Here is a 15,813-nt window from a genome sequence, read left to right on the forward strand (position 1 = left end):
ATTGGTCGCGCTGAACGGCGTGGCGGTTGATGCTGCGTTTTCGCAGGTGACCGTGCCGTCTGGGCCTGCTGCATCAGCGGCGCCAAGGACCACCGCCGGTGCTGCCCGTGAGACGACCGCCCGCGCCGTGCGAACGGCCACGCCGCCCGTCATTGATGGTCGCGACGACGATGCGGGATGGGCCGCGGCGCAGCGGTTAACCGACTTCCGTCAGTTCGATCCTGGTGAGAACCTGGACCCCTCGTTCCGCTCCGAAGCGCGCGTCCTCTTTGATGATCGCTATCTCTATGTGCTGGTACGCGCCTTTGATCCGCACCCAGACAGCATTGTCACGCTGCTGAGCCGACGCGACGTGAAAACCGCGAGCGATCAACTCAAAATCGTTATTGACGCGTTCCACGACGGTCGTACCGGTGTGGAAATGGCCGTGAACCCGGCCGGCGTGAAGCGTGATTACTCGATCTACAGCGACGGCATCGAAGACCAGACCTGGGATGGCGTGTGGGACGCCGCGACGCGCATTGACGCGCTCGGGTGGATTGCTGAGTTTCGGGTGCCCTTTAGTCAGCTGCGCTTTAATCCGATGGCCGAGCACACCTTCGGATTCGGTATCTGGCGCGACATTGCACGCTTCAGTGAGCGCGACGCATGGCCGGTATACCGCTTGTCGAAGAGTGGGGTGATCTCACAGCTCGGCACACTCACCGGCATCACGGGCATCGCACCGGTCACGCGCTTGGAGTTGCTCCCCTACGGCGTTGCCAAGAATGCGAGCGAGCCAACGGCCACCGGTGCGCGGTCAGTGAACCACGGGACGGTGGGGCTCGACATCAAAGCCGGGCTGACGTCCAATGTCACGGTGGACGCCACCATCAATCCGGACTTTGGTCAGGTTGAAGCCGATCCGGCGGTGCTCAATCTCTCGGCGTTTGAAATTCGCTTTGATGAACGTCGTCCGTTCTTTCAGGAGGGCGCGGGGCTCTACCGTTGCTCTGGGCCGTGCGAGGGAATCTTCTACACGCGGCGCATTGGGCGCACGCCGCAGTTGCGCGCGTCGGCGAACGATCCGTGGTTTACGCCGATTGTCGGCGCCGCGAAACTCACCGGACGCTTTACCGACGGCACCGCCATCGGAATCGTGGAGACGGTGACGGACCGCGTGATCGGATCCAACGGCACGACGATTGAACCGCGCTCTAACTATCTCGTGCTGCGCGGCGTCCGCGAATTTGATCGCGGGCTCTCGCAGTTTGGATTTGAAATTACCGACGTGCGCCGTGCGCTCGACGCGGCCACCGAGCCGTATTTGCGTCGGTCCGCCACGATGGCGGTGCTCCAAGGGTACACGCGACTCTTCAGCGACGACTGGCGCGCCATGATGTACGCCGGCGTCAATCATGTGGACGGGAGCCGGTCGGCGATCGCGCTCACTCAGCTCGGCAGCGTCCACTATTTTCAGCGGCCCGACGGCGACGAACATTTTGACTCCACGCGAACCGCCCTCGGTGGATATGTGATTGGCGGCGAACTCACCAAACTCGCTGGGCGCGTGCGGTACGACGGATTCTACCGCTATGCCACCGGTGGCATCGAAGCCAACGACTTTGGCTTCGTGACGCTCGTCAACGACGTGAGCGCGCGCCATCAAATTGATTTTCTGCAACTGACGCCCACCGACTGGTTTCGGTCGGCCTTCACATCGCTCGCACTCGACTCCCATTGGACGACGGGCGGGTTGCCCACGTCGGAAGTGTTTCAGGCACGGTCGAGCATGGTATTGCCGAACTATTGGGGCGGCATCGTCACGTACACGCTGAGCGAGTTTGGCGGCACGTCCTGTGTGAGTTGTGCGCGTGGTGGTCCGGCACTGCGCCAATCACCCAAGCACGGGATTCGACTCGACCTCACCCCCGATCCGCGCCTCAAACTATTGCCGCACGCCGCGCTGCGCGCAGGCACCAGTGACGAAGGGCGCTCGTCCTACCGCGGCGGCGACCTCGGCGCGGACCTCCGAGTGGCGAGCCGCTTTTCGGCATCGCTCGGCGGCTCGTTTGACCATGTGGTGAACGATCAGCAATGGGTCGCCAACTACGGTGACCCCCTACGCGACAGCACGCACTACACCTTTGCCCGCCTCGATCAAAATATTCTGGCGATCACCGCCAGGATCAACTGGACGGCAACGCCGAATCTGTCATTCCAACTCTACGGGCAGCCGTTCCTGAGCACGGGATCGTACGACGCGTGGCGACAACTCGCCTCGCCGCATGCGTCGCGTTACGACGCGCGATTCCGCGTGTACAGTGCGAGTGCGCCCAGTGGCTTCAACGTGAAGCAGTTCAACTCGAACATCGTGGTGCGCTGGGAGTATCGTCCGGCCAGCACGCTATTCGTGGTCTGGCAGCAGGGGCGTCTCCAGAGCGACCGCGACCTCGGCAGCTTTGATGCAACACGGGACGTGTCGCATTTGTTTGCGTCACGCCCCGACAACACCGTGCTCGTGAAAATGAGTTGGTGGCTCAACCCCTAACAGGGGCGCGGACTACTCGACGCGCAGCACGTTGAGCACTTTGTGTCCCGACTTCCACAAGTCGTCGAGAAACATCTCCATCCGTCCGCCGCTAAAGCGAGCGACGCACACCGGTCGGTCGCCCTGCTCGGTGACGATGAAACTGTTTACGCGCACCCCGCGGCGACGCGTGGCGTCGGCCAACCAGACGAAGATGTCTTCGCCGACCGTCACGTCGAAGGTCACGCGCGCATCGCCCGACGCCGTCTCGAGGATGTTGGCGAACGCGTGAAAGATGTCGGACTCGGTGATGATCCCCACGAGCGTGCCATCGCGCACCACGGGAAGGGCGCCGATTTTTTCGTGGCGCATCGCGGTCGCGGCTTCTTCGATCGGCGATTCCGGCGTGGTGGTAATGGGGTCGTGCCGCATCACATCGCCGGCCGTGAGCACGGCCGAGCGAATGTCCGGTGTAAGGGGATCGGAGCCGGCGGGGAGTGCGCGCAGCAACTCCGTGAGCGAAAGCAGCCCGACCACCTTGGGCGTGCCATCGCGAATCGCCAGCACCGGGAGATTCCGGATGTTGCGCGATTTCATCAATACGGCGGCTTGGCCCACCGGCATACTCTGCTCAATGGTGAGCACGTCCCGCGACATCCACATGCTGACGATCATCCAACCTCCCTTCGGTCCACGCGCGCCGTGCTCGTTACGGATTTAGGGCGGCGGAACCGCCCCACCGTGCGTACGCCACGGCACTTCTTTCATCCCAAGGAGCTTCACACGACGTTCCGTGAGCTCCCGCAAAAAGCTTTCACTCAACAGCACATCCAAATCTCGTTGCCGCCACGGCGCTCCCCAGGCGTCTACGCCTTCGGTGAGGGCACGTAACTCCGGATCGTCGTAGCCCGGATGCACCACCAACCTCGAGACACCAGCCGGTGCTCCGCGCACCACAGCTTCGTACCAACGCGGCCATCGCGCCGGTGTTTCGACTGGCGTGATCGCCGTGCTCACTTCGAGCATCGGCCCCGTACCGAGGGCCAAGGCCAACGTTCCCCACTCGGTTGGGCCGGTGCGAGACAGCACCACGGTCACCGCTTCGTCCGCCACGATCCGAACCAAGGCGTCGGCAAACCGTCCACCGCCGCCATACAACGCATTCTTGTGCACATCGAGATGCGTGACGTGCACCCCCGCAGCGCGCGCCAACATCAGCTGCGCGCGAATCTCCTGCTCCACCTCGCGTGCATCAGCACGCGATCCGTCAAAGCGACGCCGGAAAGCGCCGGTGCTGTCGGTGAGGGTCGGCACCACGGACGGTGGCATCACCGGACGCCACCGCGCATGCGGCCACTCAGCGCTCAACACCACGTGCAAGCCGACGTCCACTTCTGGATGCGCCCGCAACCACGCGGCTGCGTCGTCGAAGGCATCGCCCACGACCATCACGCTCACCGAACTCACGGTGCCGCGCGACACCGCTTCAAAAACGCCGCGGTTCACCGAGCGGGACATCCCCACGTCCACCGCACTCACTACCATGAGTTTCGGCCGCGGGGTGAACGTTTGTGAGCGTAGGTTTGAGGAAGTCGCGAGAATCGCGACCACCACACAGGCATATCGCATACCAATACGCCTAACTTGTTGCTGCACTTATAGTTACGGCGCTATGGCGAGGGCGAGAATCAGGCGCGAGAGGGCGTCCAAATCCCGCAGGTCGAGCACTTCGCCGGGGGTATGCGAGTAACGCCCGGGCCAAGAGAGCCCAATATCCGGTGGGCCGAACCCGCCAATCGCGGAACCGTCCGTGGAGCCGTGCGTGGTGCCCACCTGCAAGGGGATCGCATTGGCCTTGGCCACGCGCATCACGCGATCACGTTCGGCGCGTGGCGCAACGCTGCCATCGTCGAGTCCACGCAACACCGCGCCTTGACCGAGTGGCGCGTAGGCAAACATCGGCTGCTCGAGTGGTGTGTCGGAGGACACGAAGGTGTCCACCGCGTACACACGCTGCAGCCCTCCACCAGCCACCGCACCCCACGCGCGTGCGCCAATAAGCCCGCCTTCCTCACCCACCGTCCATACGAAAATCACTTTGTGTTTGAGCGTGGCGGGATTGAGCCGCTGCACGGCGAGCAACAGCGCCGTGGATCCGGTGCGATCGTCCGACGAGCGTCCGGTGATTCGGGTGCCAGCGAGGCGTGTGGCGTGTTTGTCGCCGATAATCGCGGAGCCCGTGCGCACCCCGCGCCCCACGAGCGCGGCGGAGTCGAGTCCAAACCACGCGACGAGCCGCGGCGGGCTTTTTACGCGGGCGCTGTCGCGCGGCACGAACACACCAGAGAGCGGGCTCGCCGTGTTTCCGTTGGCATCGGCGTCAAAGAAGAGCACGGCGGGCTGCCCTTCCCACGCGGATGGAATCACGCCGCCTTTGCGCGTCAGCGTGACGGTGCCGTCGCCGAGGATGCGATCGACTTCAAAGCTGACTTCGTCGACGTGTGCTACAAAGGCTACGGAATCACGTTCGGGGCCCGCCTCTACAATCAGATTGCCCGTGGCGTCGACTTTCGCCCGCGCCCGCGCCCACTCGGGAAGTGCGGCACGCACGGCATTGCGCACCCGCCACTCGTGGCCGGGGACGCCAGGCAGATCGAGCAGCGACATCACCATCCGTTCGGCGTTCTCATGCGCGTCGGTACGTGGCCGACGAGCGACGGTGGCGATGGCTGGAGGGGCGACCCAACCCGCGTCTGCAGCGAGCGTGACGCCGGCCGCTTTCGCAGTCGACTCGAGCAATGCTGCGGCCTCGTTGGCGTGAATGGTTTCGACGCGCGAACCCGCAAATCGTACGCGCGCAGACACCGCACGGGCACCGGTAACCGTGTTGACCTCACGCGCGGACGCGCCGATCACGAAAAGAGAATCCACGCGCCCGAGCCGCTGCAGCGCGGCCGTCAGACCGCGCCATCCCATCACGTGACGCGCGGACAGGATGAACACCGTCTCACCGCTTGCCACGCGCCCCTCGGCGGCGGTGGCCACCGCCGCACACGCGGTGCGACTCAACGCCCCCGCCCCGCTGGCATAGCCTTCAAAGCTCCACGCCGGACGCGTGGGGGTCACAGGATCAAGCAGCGCGATGCCGATGCGCTCCGCTTCCGCGCGCGAGGACACGCCGACATCTACCCACAGTTGATCGACGCCCACGACGGTCGTGTCCGCGCGGTGCTGGCGAGTAAAGTGCCCATTGGCGATCGCCACCACGCCGGCCACCGTGCCATGCGCGGTGTGAATCTGCACGCGCTGCGCTTCGAGTGACTGATCGGCGAGCGGATGTTCCAGCGCCGTGCCGATGCGATGCAGGCGCAGATAGCCGTCGGCGGTGATGGCACTCACCACGTACGCGTGCATGTCGAGCCCGCAAGCGACGACGCGACGTGGAGCGCCCTGCCCCACCCGCTTAATGAGATTCCCCGACAGGTCGCGCGACCAGCCATGCAACGACTTGAGGAGCGGATCGGTGGCGAGTTCCTCGGAGCCCGGCGGCGCGGTCATCGCCATCCAACGCGAGAGTGTTTCCGCGGTACGGGAGGCGTCGCCTTGCGCGCTCAGGCGGGCGGCGGCGAACGCGAGGGCGAGGGCGATTTTTGAGAGGTTGGTCATACGTGTAAGCTGTGGGCGCGAAGGGCTTGGCGGCAATGTGTGTGGCCCGCGCAACACGATTTAATGCGCGGCGAATGTGGCACCGCCGATGAGGCCGTGCCTACGGCCGTCTACTGTTCGCCGAGCGGCGTCGCGCGCGTGGTGTAGGCGACGGTCTCGTAGGCGAGGCCTGTGTAGTGCCGGAGACCGATGGCGCCGGCGCCGTGGGCCTGTAACCATGCCGGGAGATCGGTGAGGTCGGCGGCGCGATGATAGGCGGCAATCGCGACGAACGGCGTGTGCCGGAGCGTCTCGCGCGAGCCCGCGAGCGCAGCGGCTTCTTGGCCTTCGACGTCTATTTTGATCATCTGCGCGGCGCCGGCGAGGCAATCGTCCACGCGCACGACGGGCACCTCGACCGATACGCCATCGTCGGCCGAGCCAAGTGCACCGGACATGCCATCGGCCTTCGCAAACCAGGTGGAGCCCGGCGCCGCGCCTGCGGCCGCTCGTATGACAGTCGCACGCGCGCCAGACAAACTCGCGGCGGCCTTGGCAGCGAGCGCCTCATCCGGCTCAATGACCACCACCTCCCCGTCGGGGACGTGGCGCAGGAAGGCGCGCGCGGTGTCGCCGTCAAAGCCGCCGCAGTCCACGAGCGATCGAATAAGCGCGGCATCAAAGTAATCGGGATCGAACCATTGCTCGTGCGAGGACTTGACCGCCCACAGTTCGCGATCGTTAAGTGTCCGCCGAAAATGGAGCACGCCTTCGAGTACGCGGAGCGATGCGTCTCCGTCGAGTGCGCCCATCAGCGCGAGATACTGCCCTGGACGCGCCATCGCATCGTCTTGCCACGCCTGCTCTGGCTCTGCCTCTACGCGCGCGGCGAGATGCAGGGTGGAGAGACCATACGCGCTGCTTCGCCTAGCGGCGCTCCAGGCCGCGAACATTCGGTCGGCGGCGCCGGCGGCGAGCACGACGGGGCCGTCCGGCGCGTCGTCTGGCGTGTGTACGGGGAGTCCATCGTCGTTGGTACCGCGCGCGGCGGGATTGGAGTCCACCCAAAAGAGTGTACGGATTCCGGCGGCGGCGGCACGCGCACGCGTGATCCGCCCAACCATCCCGCGACCGTAGATACCGATGCCACCGGCGCGGCGTGCGTCGTCGCGCAGCCGTGCGGCGACGCCATCCGACTGCCATTCCGCTGCGTTGAAGAATCGCCAGAACTCCGACAGCAAGGCGCGATGCTGTGGGTTGTCGGCATCGGGGAGTCCCGCGCGCCACGCGGGAGCCCATTCGTTGCTCGGCTGACCCAGGGGAATCAAGCTCCACCGCAACGCTGGCACCTTCGCGTCGGCGGCGAGCCGGTCGCTGAGCAGAAGCCGCACGGAATGGCTTGTAGCCGCGTACCGCCATTCTTCGAGCGGTTGCACGTCGGCGAAGTCGCGAAGTGCACTGAGCGCTGGGATGGCGGCAGCGGCCGCATAGACCGCCACGTGAGCGCCACTGCACTGCCAACCACGCAGGCGATCGGACATCGCCATCACCCGAGCCGCCGACGACTCGAGTGAGACAACGATGATAACTTCGAACCGCGCGTCAGTCACCGTGTGTGCCGTCGAGACAGCGCGCCATCGCCTCTGCATCGGCTTCGGTAATGGGGCTCGGCGATTCCTTGCTGCACCACACCGCGTCGTCGGCCACGCGTCGCACGACAGATGCGCGCGCCTCGGCGATGTGTGGTGATGCCGCCAGAGCGGCCACACTCTTTGAAATGAGTGCGAGACTGCCCGCGCGATCGAGCAACTGTTCCCACACGGCGAGCGCGTCCGACATCGACGTGACACCAAACGCCTGCGCAAGTTCTTGTTGAAGGCGCGCGCCCTGTTCAGAACGTGCGGTCTGCGCAAACCCACGGCGCGCAAAGATCCAGAGGGTTTGCGCGTGCGTGAGTCCGTCGCACCACTCCAGTGCAGCGCCGCCGGCTTCGTGTACGTGTCCGGTGCGCGCATTGGAAATCGCAACGCCTGCCATGCACGCCGCCACCTGTAAGTGGGCGATGTCGTCCATCGACAGTTGGTTGCCGGTCAACAACATGCGCACCACACGGGACAGCGTGCGAATGCTTTCGAGGCATACGGCGCGCGTAATGTCCGTGGCTTCGCCTTGGCACACATACGATTCGCAGCAGTGCACAAAGGCGTCGAACGCGGGTTCCGCAAAGACGCGCGGTGGCGCGCCCGCGAGCATCTGCGGGTCGAGAAGTGCCACATCGGCCACGAGCGACCAGCTTTTTCCGTGCGATTTTTTCCAGCGAGCGCCCGACTTGTCGTAACACACCACATAGCGGCTCGTTTCGGCGCCGCTCCCGGCGGTGGACGGTACCGCGATGAACAGGGGCTTGGTGATGCCGGCGCGCGTGGGCTGCCCTCTCCGCGTGCCCATTCCTACGCCGTCATAGCCGCCGTCAAACAGCCACTCGCCGAGCAATGCCTTTGCGCTGTCGAGCGCACTCCCGCCGCCAAAGGCAACGACCCAGCCAATAGAAGACCAGTCCAACTGCGCGGTGTGTTCACTCACCCACGCCGTTTCAGGCATTTCGCGATTGGTGAGCCAAATAGCGCGTGCGCCGAGTGCGGTGCGCAAAGCGACGACCGGTGCTTTGTGTTCGAGGGCCGGGTCACACACGACGAGGCAGCGGGAGCTGGTGCGCTCGGCCATGAGCGTGAGCCATGGGCCGGCGCAGTTGTCGCCCCAGATGAGTCGCGTAGGCGCGGAAAATCCGCCGCGGGCACGCTGTCCAAAGAACAGCTCTTGATCGGACTGCGCGGCAATCTGTGCGTCGTTTGCGTGCAATGTGCTCATGCGTCCTCGCGGTGCCAGCGCCACATTCGACGGAGTCCGTCGTCGAACGATGTCCATGCATCGAGTCCCAGCTCAGCGCGCGCCAACGCAATCGACGGCACGTAGTGTGAGGCGTGGCCGTGACTCGTGGCCGGTGCGGATCCTGCGAATTCGAGGGAGACTGGTGGCGTCGCGAGTGCAGCCACGCGCGACGCAGCGGTGCGCAAATCGTACGACTCTTCGGATCCTACGTTGTACGCGGCGCCGCTCTTTCCGTGCGTGAGCAACACCCAGCACCAGGCGGCGAGGTCGGCGGCGTAGAGCCACGAGCGCACGGCGGTGCCATCGCTGAGCAACGTGATGGGCCGACCCGCGAGCGCGTCGCCCATGAAGTTGCCGAGGGCAAACTGGCCGTCGAGTGGTAACCGCGGACCGAAGAGCGCGAAGACGCGCGCACACACACCGTGTACGCCGCGCGCGCAGGCGACTTGTACACGTTGTTCGGCGCGCCACTTGGCGGTGCCGAACCGCTCAGGCCCTTCCACCGCGCGCGCGCGTCCCGGGAATGCTTCGGTGATACCCGTGGGTGGCACCGGTGGCGTGCCATAGATGGATCCGCTGCTCAACTGCAACAGACGCGTGCCCTTCGTGGACTCCGCTTCTTCGCACATGCGTTCGGTGCCGTTCTCAATCAAGTCCACCACTTCGTCGGGCTGTTCGGCGTTCATGCGCGGCGGCGCCGCCGACGCCGAATGCACGATATGCGTAAACTCGCGAGTCGGTGGATCGGCCATGCGCACGTCGCCCACATGAATGCGGAGCGCCGCATCGGTCATCAGGTGCGGAAAGCGCGCGGCAAAGGTATCGCGATCGCGCACGAGCGCGGTGACGTGCACACCGAGTTGCTTCGCGCGATTTGCCGCGAGGAGCGATTCGAGGAGCCAACTCCCCACAAAGCCGCTGGCGCCGGTGATAAAGACGCGTGCCTCGCGTAGGTCGTCCCACGCGGGAGCCGCGCGCTGCACCACGGCATCTAGGTCGGCGGCGGGCAACCGGGTCACGGGTATGTCCTGGGGGGAATCATGCCGAAAGCTAGCGTTCCCGCGCGAGGGGCACAGGGCACCGGTCAGGCGCCGGCCAGTCGCGCGCGCCGTAGCGCGGCAAAGCGGACGGCTACCGCGAGGGTGCTCGCGAGTCCGGCGGCGGCGTATCCCACCGCAGCGCCCGCTCGCCCCGCGGCTACTCCTCCCGCAATCCCGCCAGCGGCCATCACCGCACACGCGATAACAGCTGGCGTGCCAAACGACTCGGTGGCAAAGGCCCGCGCCCAGGCGAGCATCGCTTGCAGTGCGACTAGCGCAAAGCTGCCCGTGAGCAGCGCGCTCAGTGACCAGAGCGAAAATACAGGAACCTTTGCATCGGGCAGCACCATCGGGATCGCGCTCGCTAACGCGAGTACGGCGACGGCGCCGGCGATAAAGACGAGCGTTGCTTGTAGAAATGCCTCGCGTGCTGCGCGATCGAAACCGCTCACGTCGCCGGCCGCCACACGTGCGCCAAAGCTGGCATATCGACCGTGCAACCAGACGACGCCCAGCACCGGCGGCGCGAGGGCGAGGGCCATATGCAGGCCGAGGTCGCTCCCTTCAACCGCGCCACGGGCGGCGAGGACTGCGGGCGTGAGTGCCTGTGGTGCGAGAGTCAGCGCGATCCATACGCGCGCGGATCGCCCCTGCTCTTGGCGGTAACGGCTAGCTCGCTCTTCGGACGGTGACCGTTCGCCGGCGAGGTAGCCGCGTTGAAGAAAAACGAATGTGCCAACCACCAAAAGCTGGGCGAGTGATCCGGTAGCCGCGGCCAAGAGCGGTCGTCCGGTTGAGAGGCCGAGCGCCAGCGCACACAACAGCGCGAGTGCCTGTACGGCGCGCATGCGTTGCACGTGCACGGTGTAACCGATGCCTTCCAACGTGCAGATGCGCGGCGACAGCCAGATATACAGCGTGGTGCTCCCGACCAACACGAGCCATGGGAGCAAGAACTCCACATGTTCCTGTTGCGCGCGTCCGCCGAGGAGGAGCACGCCGCCCAGTACGGCAAGCGCTGCGAACCAGAGGGCCGCGTGCGCAAACCAGCGGTTCGCCATGGAACGCACCATACCGATGTCGGCGCCGGCGTGTGCGGCGAGCTGCACCACGAGTGTGCCGAGTCCGGTTTCGAACATGGGACCCACGGCCACGAGGTTCACGGCCACGAGATAGAATCCGCGCGCCGCTGGGGAGAGTCGTGTGAGGGTAAGCCAGAGCGTGAGCGGAGCGCCGGCGAGGGCAAGCAGGCGGGCGAGCGCGAGCCAGCGAACGGCAGGGTCGGCGAAGAGTTGGCCTGCGAGTCGTTTCATGCGCCGGCTGTGCGGGGGCGAGCGAATGCGTCCGGCGTGAGTTCCGGCACGACACGCATCATCTCGTTGTCCTTGTATGGCAGTGCGCCGATGAGCAAACGACCAGTGGCGTGCCATTCGCGCCAGCACTCGCGAGCGAAATCGGCGACCGAACGCGTGACGCCGGACGCAATATTAACTTCCTCGATGCCGCCGTCCTTCCGCTCCTGGATGCGCTCCGCCAGCATGACCAGCATCTCGGCCACCTGATCAACACGAACGAAATCGCGGAGTTGCTCGCCGGGCGACATCGGGAAATCTCGCCCAGCTGCCGCCGCGGCGCGAAGGGCCGGCCACAGGCGCGACTCCGCCTCACCTTCTCCGTAGACTTGAAACAACCGTGCGATCATCCCCACGCTTCCGGTTTCGCGAATGAACTCACGAACCGCAAGACTCGCCATGGCCTTGGACGTCGGATACGATCCCGCAGGCCGTAGCGGTGCGTTGGAGGGAATGCAATCGAAATCATTCGCGGAATAGCCGTACTCGAAACACGAACCCGCCACGAGAAAACGGCGCACCCCGTGCTCATTCGCCGCGCGCAAGCAGCGAAGGCTGTCCGTGACGTTGCCCTGAATGCAGCGCTCCAAAGAGTCGTACGGCGTGTTCGGACTGTGCGCGGCGAGGTGCACCAACACATCGTGCCCCGCCATGGCGTCCCCAGGTACGGTGGCAAGATCGCCTGTCACCCACCGAGGTTCGTGCGTGAGCACGATACGCGGGGCGCTCGTCGCGCGCCGGAGTGCCGTTACCTCGTGGCCGCGCAACATCGCCGCTGCCACAAAATGGCTCCCCACAAAGCCCGAGCCGCCTGTGACGAAGAGTTTCATGCGGTGCGCGTGTCTGCCGGCGGGATGGGGCGGAACGTCGAGATGGGCGGCAGCGCTTCATCCCGGCTGGAGACTACGGGCGCCTGCACCGGCCAGTCAAACGCAATACTGCGCCAATGCACGCCGGCATCAAGCGCAGGCACGTGAACTTGCGAGGTGAGATAGCCAATCATCGAATGCTCTGATTGACTGAGAAAGCCGTGGGCGATGCCGCGCGGGATGAAGATGCCGACCCCCGATTCCGCAGCGAGCGACAACGACGCGACGCGTCCGAAACCTGCTCCTTCGCGTAAATCCACCAGCACGTCGAGAACAGAGCCGCCCATGCAGAAGATGAATTTCTCCATCATCGCATTCCCTAACTGCAGATGCATCCCGCGTACGACATGAAGGCCAGAGGTGGAGTAAAAGAACTCAGCGCACGAAAAGCGCTCAAACAGACGGTTCCCATCCCTCGAAAACGCCTTGCTGAAGAGCCCGCGATCGTCGGCGTACCGATACGTCTCGACGGCGTAGCAACCGGGCAGCAGTTCATCGCGGATGTCCATCGGCCCACCTGCTCAGTCGAAGTTGATGCGTTCGGTTTCGAACACGTACGGTACGTGTCGGACATGCGTCCAGATCGTTCCCACATATTCACCCACGATGCCAATGAAGAACAGTTGAACCGATGTTAAACAGAAGAAACCGATGAGGATCGGGGCCACGCCGAGCGGCATCGCATTCCAGAACAGCAACTTGGCAATCAAGTAGCCGAGGGCGACGAGCAGGGAAAGGGCGGACATCGCGAATCCGAGCATCGTCGCGAGTTGCAGCGGTACGCGTGAATGGCCGATGATGCCGAGCATCGCGGTTTCGTACAGCGAATAAAAGTTCTGAGTGGATACACCGTGCGCGCGCGGCGGTTGATGGAATGGCACGAGCACCGGGGCATAACCGATTTCCGCGATCAGGCCACGCATAAAGGGCAGCGGGTCGTTCATGCGTTTGAGGGCATCCATCACCTTCCGATCGAACAGACCGAACCCCGTTACCTGTTGTTCAATGCGCACATCGGCGATGCGATCTAGGAGGCGGTAGTACAGACCTCGAAGCCGGAAGAACAGCCCGCTTTCCGACGATGACGTCTTCTGCGCCAGGACGACCTTCGCACCGGCCTCCCAGTGGCGCAGGAACTCGTGAATCATTTCCGGCGGTTCCTGAAAATCAGCCGCCATGCCGATCACGGCATCACCACGCGCCGCATGTAAAGCATTCGTGCCAGACCGAATCACACCGAAGTTGCGCGCATTGAAGATGGCACGCGCGTTCGGTTCCTCGGCACAGAGCGCGCGCAGTGCGGCGCGCGTTCCATCTTGCGAACAGTTATCCGCAAAGATGTGTTCGAATCTGTACTGCGGATGCTTCGCCATCACCGCTTTCACGGCCTCGTGCAACGGCCGCACGTTCTGCTCCTCGTTGTAGCACGCGGTGACAATCGAAATTAAAGGCTGGGTCATGTGTATCTCCGAGACACCACCTGCAAGGAAATGACGCATCGTTCGAAGCCAATCGCCGATGGCCCACGGGTGACATTCATCTGGATTCGGCCAGTAACGCGCGCAATCCATCTTCGAACGCGATCTGTGGTTCCCATTGCGGAAGGTCGGTCCCCGATCGCCAGGGAATGAAGCGCTCCCGTTCCCGGTACGGCCGCGCACCCCACACCACCGGTGCAGGAGTCCCTCGCAAGCGTTCGTAGATGTGCACGAACTCGCGGAGCGAAAGCACCTCTTTCCCTCGTACCGCCCAGCGCTCAAAGGACGCTGCCGAAACATCGAGTCGCGCCGCGGCATGACGAAACGCGGCGGCGGCATCATCTACGTGTACGAAGTGCATGAACTGATCACCCGCCGTCAGCGCGACTGGCGTTCCGGTGCGCACCGCTTCGTCCAACTGCACGACGAGTTTCTTCCGGTCGTCGCCAGGACCATACACATCCGCGAGATCGAGTACCACGGCGCGCATTCGAGCCATCTCTACGTAGTACTGCAGAACGGCTTCAAAGGCCTGCTTTGTGGCGGCATAGAGCGACATCGGAGAATATTCACGATCTTCGAAATGCTGCCACATCGTTCCGGCCACAACAATCCGGCGGCATGACGACGTACTCATCGCTTCGAGCAACATCGCCCCGAAACGCACGTTGGCGTCCACCAGTGACGCCGTGTCTTCTGGCATATGTGCAGGAATCACACGCGCGGCGAGGTGGAAGACGGTATCGGGCGAGACTCGGCGCATCAGCGCCGCCAGCGAGGCGTACGTGTCGTCTATTTGTGCGCACTCAATACCGTCGGCCGCCAGCCCCGCAACACGATCAGCGCGTGACGTGGCGCGCACCGTCGCCACGACACGCGCGCCGTCGCGGCTCAGTCGTCTGGCCACTGCCCCACCGACAAATCCGGTCGCGCCGGTGACCACCACCGTGGAGCCGTTCACTCAGCCTCCGAGAGAGGTGGATGGGCCGTCACCGGCGTGCGACGAACCGCAGCCGTTCGAAGCCGAGCATCGCGCCGCCGAAACGACCAGTCCACGATCCGACGACTCCGACCAAACACGCGTGCCAAGGCAAGAGCACCAATCGGATATCCGATATTCGAGTCGAGCAACGAAAGAATTTCCGGCCATGCTGCATCGCGCCCTAACACCCCCTGATACCGCATCACTCGGCTCCACGGATACTCAAGGCGCAGCAACCCACGTAAGGCGTGTTGGCTGGCACGATCCGAGTCGTCAAACACGACGGCTGACAACTTGGCAAACCCCCGAAGGTCGATCAACACCCGCGCCGCCAGTCCCTGCGCCCGAAACGAATCGTTGCCGAGCCGACATTTGACTAACGCCTGATCGATGTATGTGAGCGTGGCACCGCGTCGACAGGCCGACAACAACTTGTACACGTGAACGTACGATGAACCAATCCATGGATCATCACCCGGCGTCGCGTCCCAGATCTGTCGCTCGAAGACGATGGACGAGAGATAGCTGAACGCCACGGCGAGCGAACGCCCTGCGCGCAGGTATCTCGCAAATTCGCCGTCCTCAGAGAAATCGAAGCGCAACGCATCGCCACCGCGTGGCTCAAAAAAATGATCCTCTCCGATCAGGGTGAGGTCGCGCTCACAAAGCATCCGATTGAACAACAATAGATTCGGCTTCTCGGCCTTTAGGCGGCGCAGCACTTCGGCGACGGCTCCAGGCATCAACGGATCGTCACTACCGAGGATCCAGCACCACCGTCCCGTTGCGATTTCGACGGCCTTTAGAAAATTTCGATCGGGACCGTGGTTCGAATCCCAGCGAAAGTACCGCACGGCACCCACACGGCCGCGGAACTGCTCGATCAGCTGCTCGGTGTCGTCCTCCGAGCCATTGTCGGCTACCGTGACTTCGAGGCCTTCACACCATTGCGATTCGATACTCGCCAACGTCTCGGCTAAAAGCGCCGAACGGTTGTACGTGGGGATACAAATCGACAGCGTGGGGGCCTCGCGCAAGGAATGCATGAG

Annotated in this window: 13 protein-coding genes; 1 reads left to right on the forward strand and 12 read right to left on the reverse strand. The window is 64.1% G+C overall.

From position 1 onward, the window contains the following. Position 1 precedes the first annotated feature (1 nt). Positions 2-2,530: a DUF5916 domain-containing protein gene (locus NTZ43_14530; protein MCX5768432.1), complete on the forward strand. Its 2,529-nt coding sequence runs from the start codon at positions 2-4 to the stop codon at positions 2,528-2,530. A gap of 12 nt (positions 2,531-2,542) precedes the next feature. On the opposite strand, the gene NTZ43_14535 is transcribed toward NTZ43_14530, so the two are convergent. The 12 genes from NTZ43_14535 to NTZ43_14590 form a co-directional block, all read right to left on the reverse strand. Further along, entirely contained in the window at positions 2,543-3,184 is a 642-nt protein-coding gene (locus tag NTZ43_14535; GenBank protein ID MCX5768433.1) for a CBS domain-containing protein, read from the reverse strand. A 42-nt stretch (positions 3,185-3,226) separates the two neighbouring features. Further along, entirely contained in the window at positions 3,227-4,054 is an 828-nt protein-coding gene (locus NTZ43_14540; GenBank protein ID MCX5768434.1) for a ChbG/HpnK family deacetylase, read from the reverse strand. A gap of 117 nt (positions 4,055-4,171) precedes the next feature. Continuing rightward, on the reverse strand, positions 4,172-6,175 hold the full coding sequence (locus NTZ43_14545; GenBank protein ID MCX5768435.1) for a M20/M25/M40 family metallo-hydrolase: 2,004 nt from the start codon (positions 6,173-6,175) through the stop codon (positions 4,172-4,174). 110 nt (positions 6,176-6,285) lie between these two features. Further along, a complete protein-coding gene (locus NTZ43_14550; protein ID MCX5768436.1) occupies positions 6,286-7,764 on the reverse strand; it encodes an FkbM family methyltransferase in 1,479 nt (492 codons plus the stop codon). Further along, the gene (locus NTZ43_14555) at positions 7,757-9,022 is read right to left on the reverse strand and encodes an iron-containing alcohol dehydrogenase (protein MCX5768437.1); all 1,266 of its coding nucleotides are present in this window, start codon (positions 9,020-9,022) and stop codon (positions 7,757-7,759) included. Before NTZ43_14555 ends, NTZ43_14550 begins: the two co-directional genes overlap by 8 nt. After that, positions 9,019-10,062 (reverse strand): NAD-dependent epimerase/dehydratase family protein, encoded by a 1,044-nt coding sequence (locus NTZ43_14560; GenBank protein ID MCX5768438.1) that lies wholly within the window; start codon positions 10,060-10,062, stop codon positions 9,019-9,021. The genes NTZ43_14555 and NTZ43_14560 overlap by 4 nt, the downstream gene beginning before the upstream one ends. A gap of 65 nt (positions 10,063-10,127) precedes the next feature. Next, complete coding sequence (locus tag NTZ43_14565) at positions 10,128-11,396, reverse strand: hypothetical protein (protein ID MCX5768439.1); 1,269 nt, start codon at positions 11,394-11,396, stop codon at positions 10,128-10,130. Continuing rightward, positions 11,393-12,265: an NAD-dependent epimerase/dehydratase family protein gene (locus NTZ43_14570; GenBank protein ID MCX5768440.1), complete on the reverse strand. Its 873-nt coding sequence runs from the start codon at positions 12,263-12,265 to the stop codon at positions 11,393-11,395. Before NTZ43_14570 ends, NTZ43_14565 begins: the two co-directional genes overlap by 4 nt. Beyond that, the gene (locus tag NTZ43_14575; GenBank protein MCX5768441.1) at positions 12,262-12,813 is read right to left on the reverse strand and encodes a dTDP-4-dehydrorhamnose 3,5-epimerase family protein; all 552 of its coding nucleotides are present in this window, start codon (positions 12,811-12,813) and stop codon (positions 12,262-12,264) included. The genes NTZ43_14570 and NTZ43_14575 overlap by 4 nt, the downstream gene beginning before the upstream one ends. Before the next feature lie 12 nt (positions 12,814-12,825). Continuing rightward, a complete protein-coding gene (locus NTZ43_14580) occupies positions 12,826-13,764 on the reverse strand; it encodes a glycosyltransferase family 2 protein (protein ID MCX5768442.1) in 939 nt (312 codons plus the stop codon). A 76-nt stretch (positions 13,765-13,840) separates the two neighbouring features. Further along, positions 13,841-14,743 (reverse strand): NAD(P)-dependent oxidoreductase, encoded by a 903-nt coding sequence (locus tag NTZ43_14585; protein MCX5768443.1) that lies wholly within the window; start codon positions 14,741-14,743, stop codon positions 13,841-13,843. After that, positions 14,740-15,810, reverse strand: a complete 1,071-nt coding sequence (locus NTZ43_14590; protein MCX5768444.1) for a glycosyltransferase family 2 protein — start codon at positions 15,808-15,810, stop codon at positions 14,740-14,742. Before NTZ43_14590 ends, NTZ43_14585 begins: the two co-directional genes overlap by 4 nt. Between the last annotated feature and the right edge of the window lie 3 nt (positions 15,811-15,813).

This window comes from Gemmatimonadota bacterium (genome assembly GCA_026387915.1).
GTDB lineage: Bacteria > Gemmatimonadota > Gemmatimonadetes > Gemmatimonadales > Gemmatimonadaceae > Fen-1231.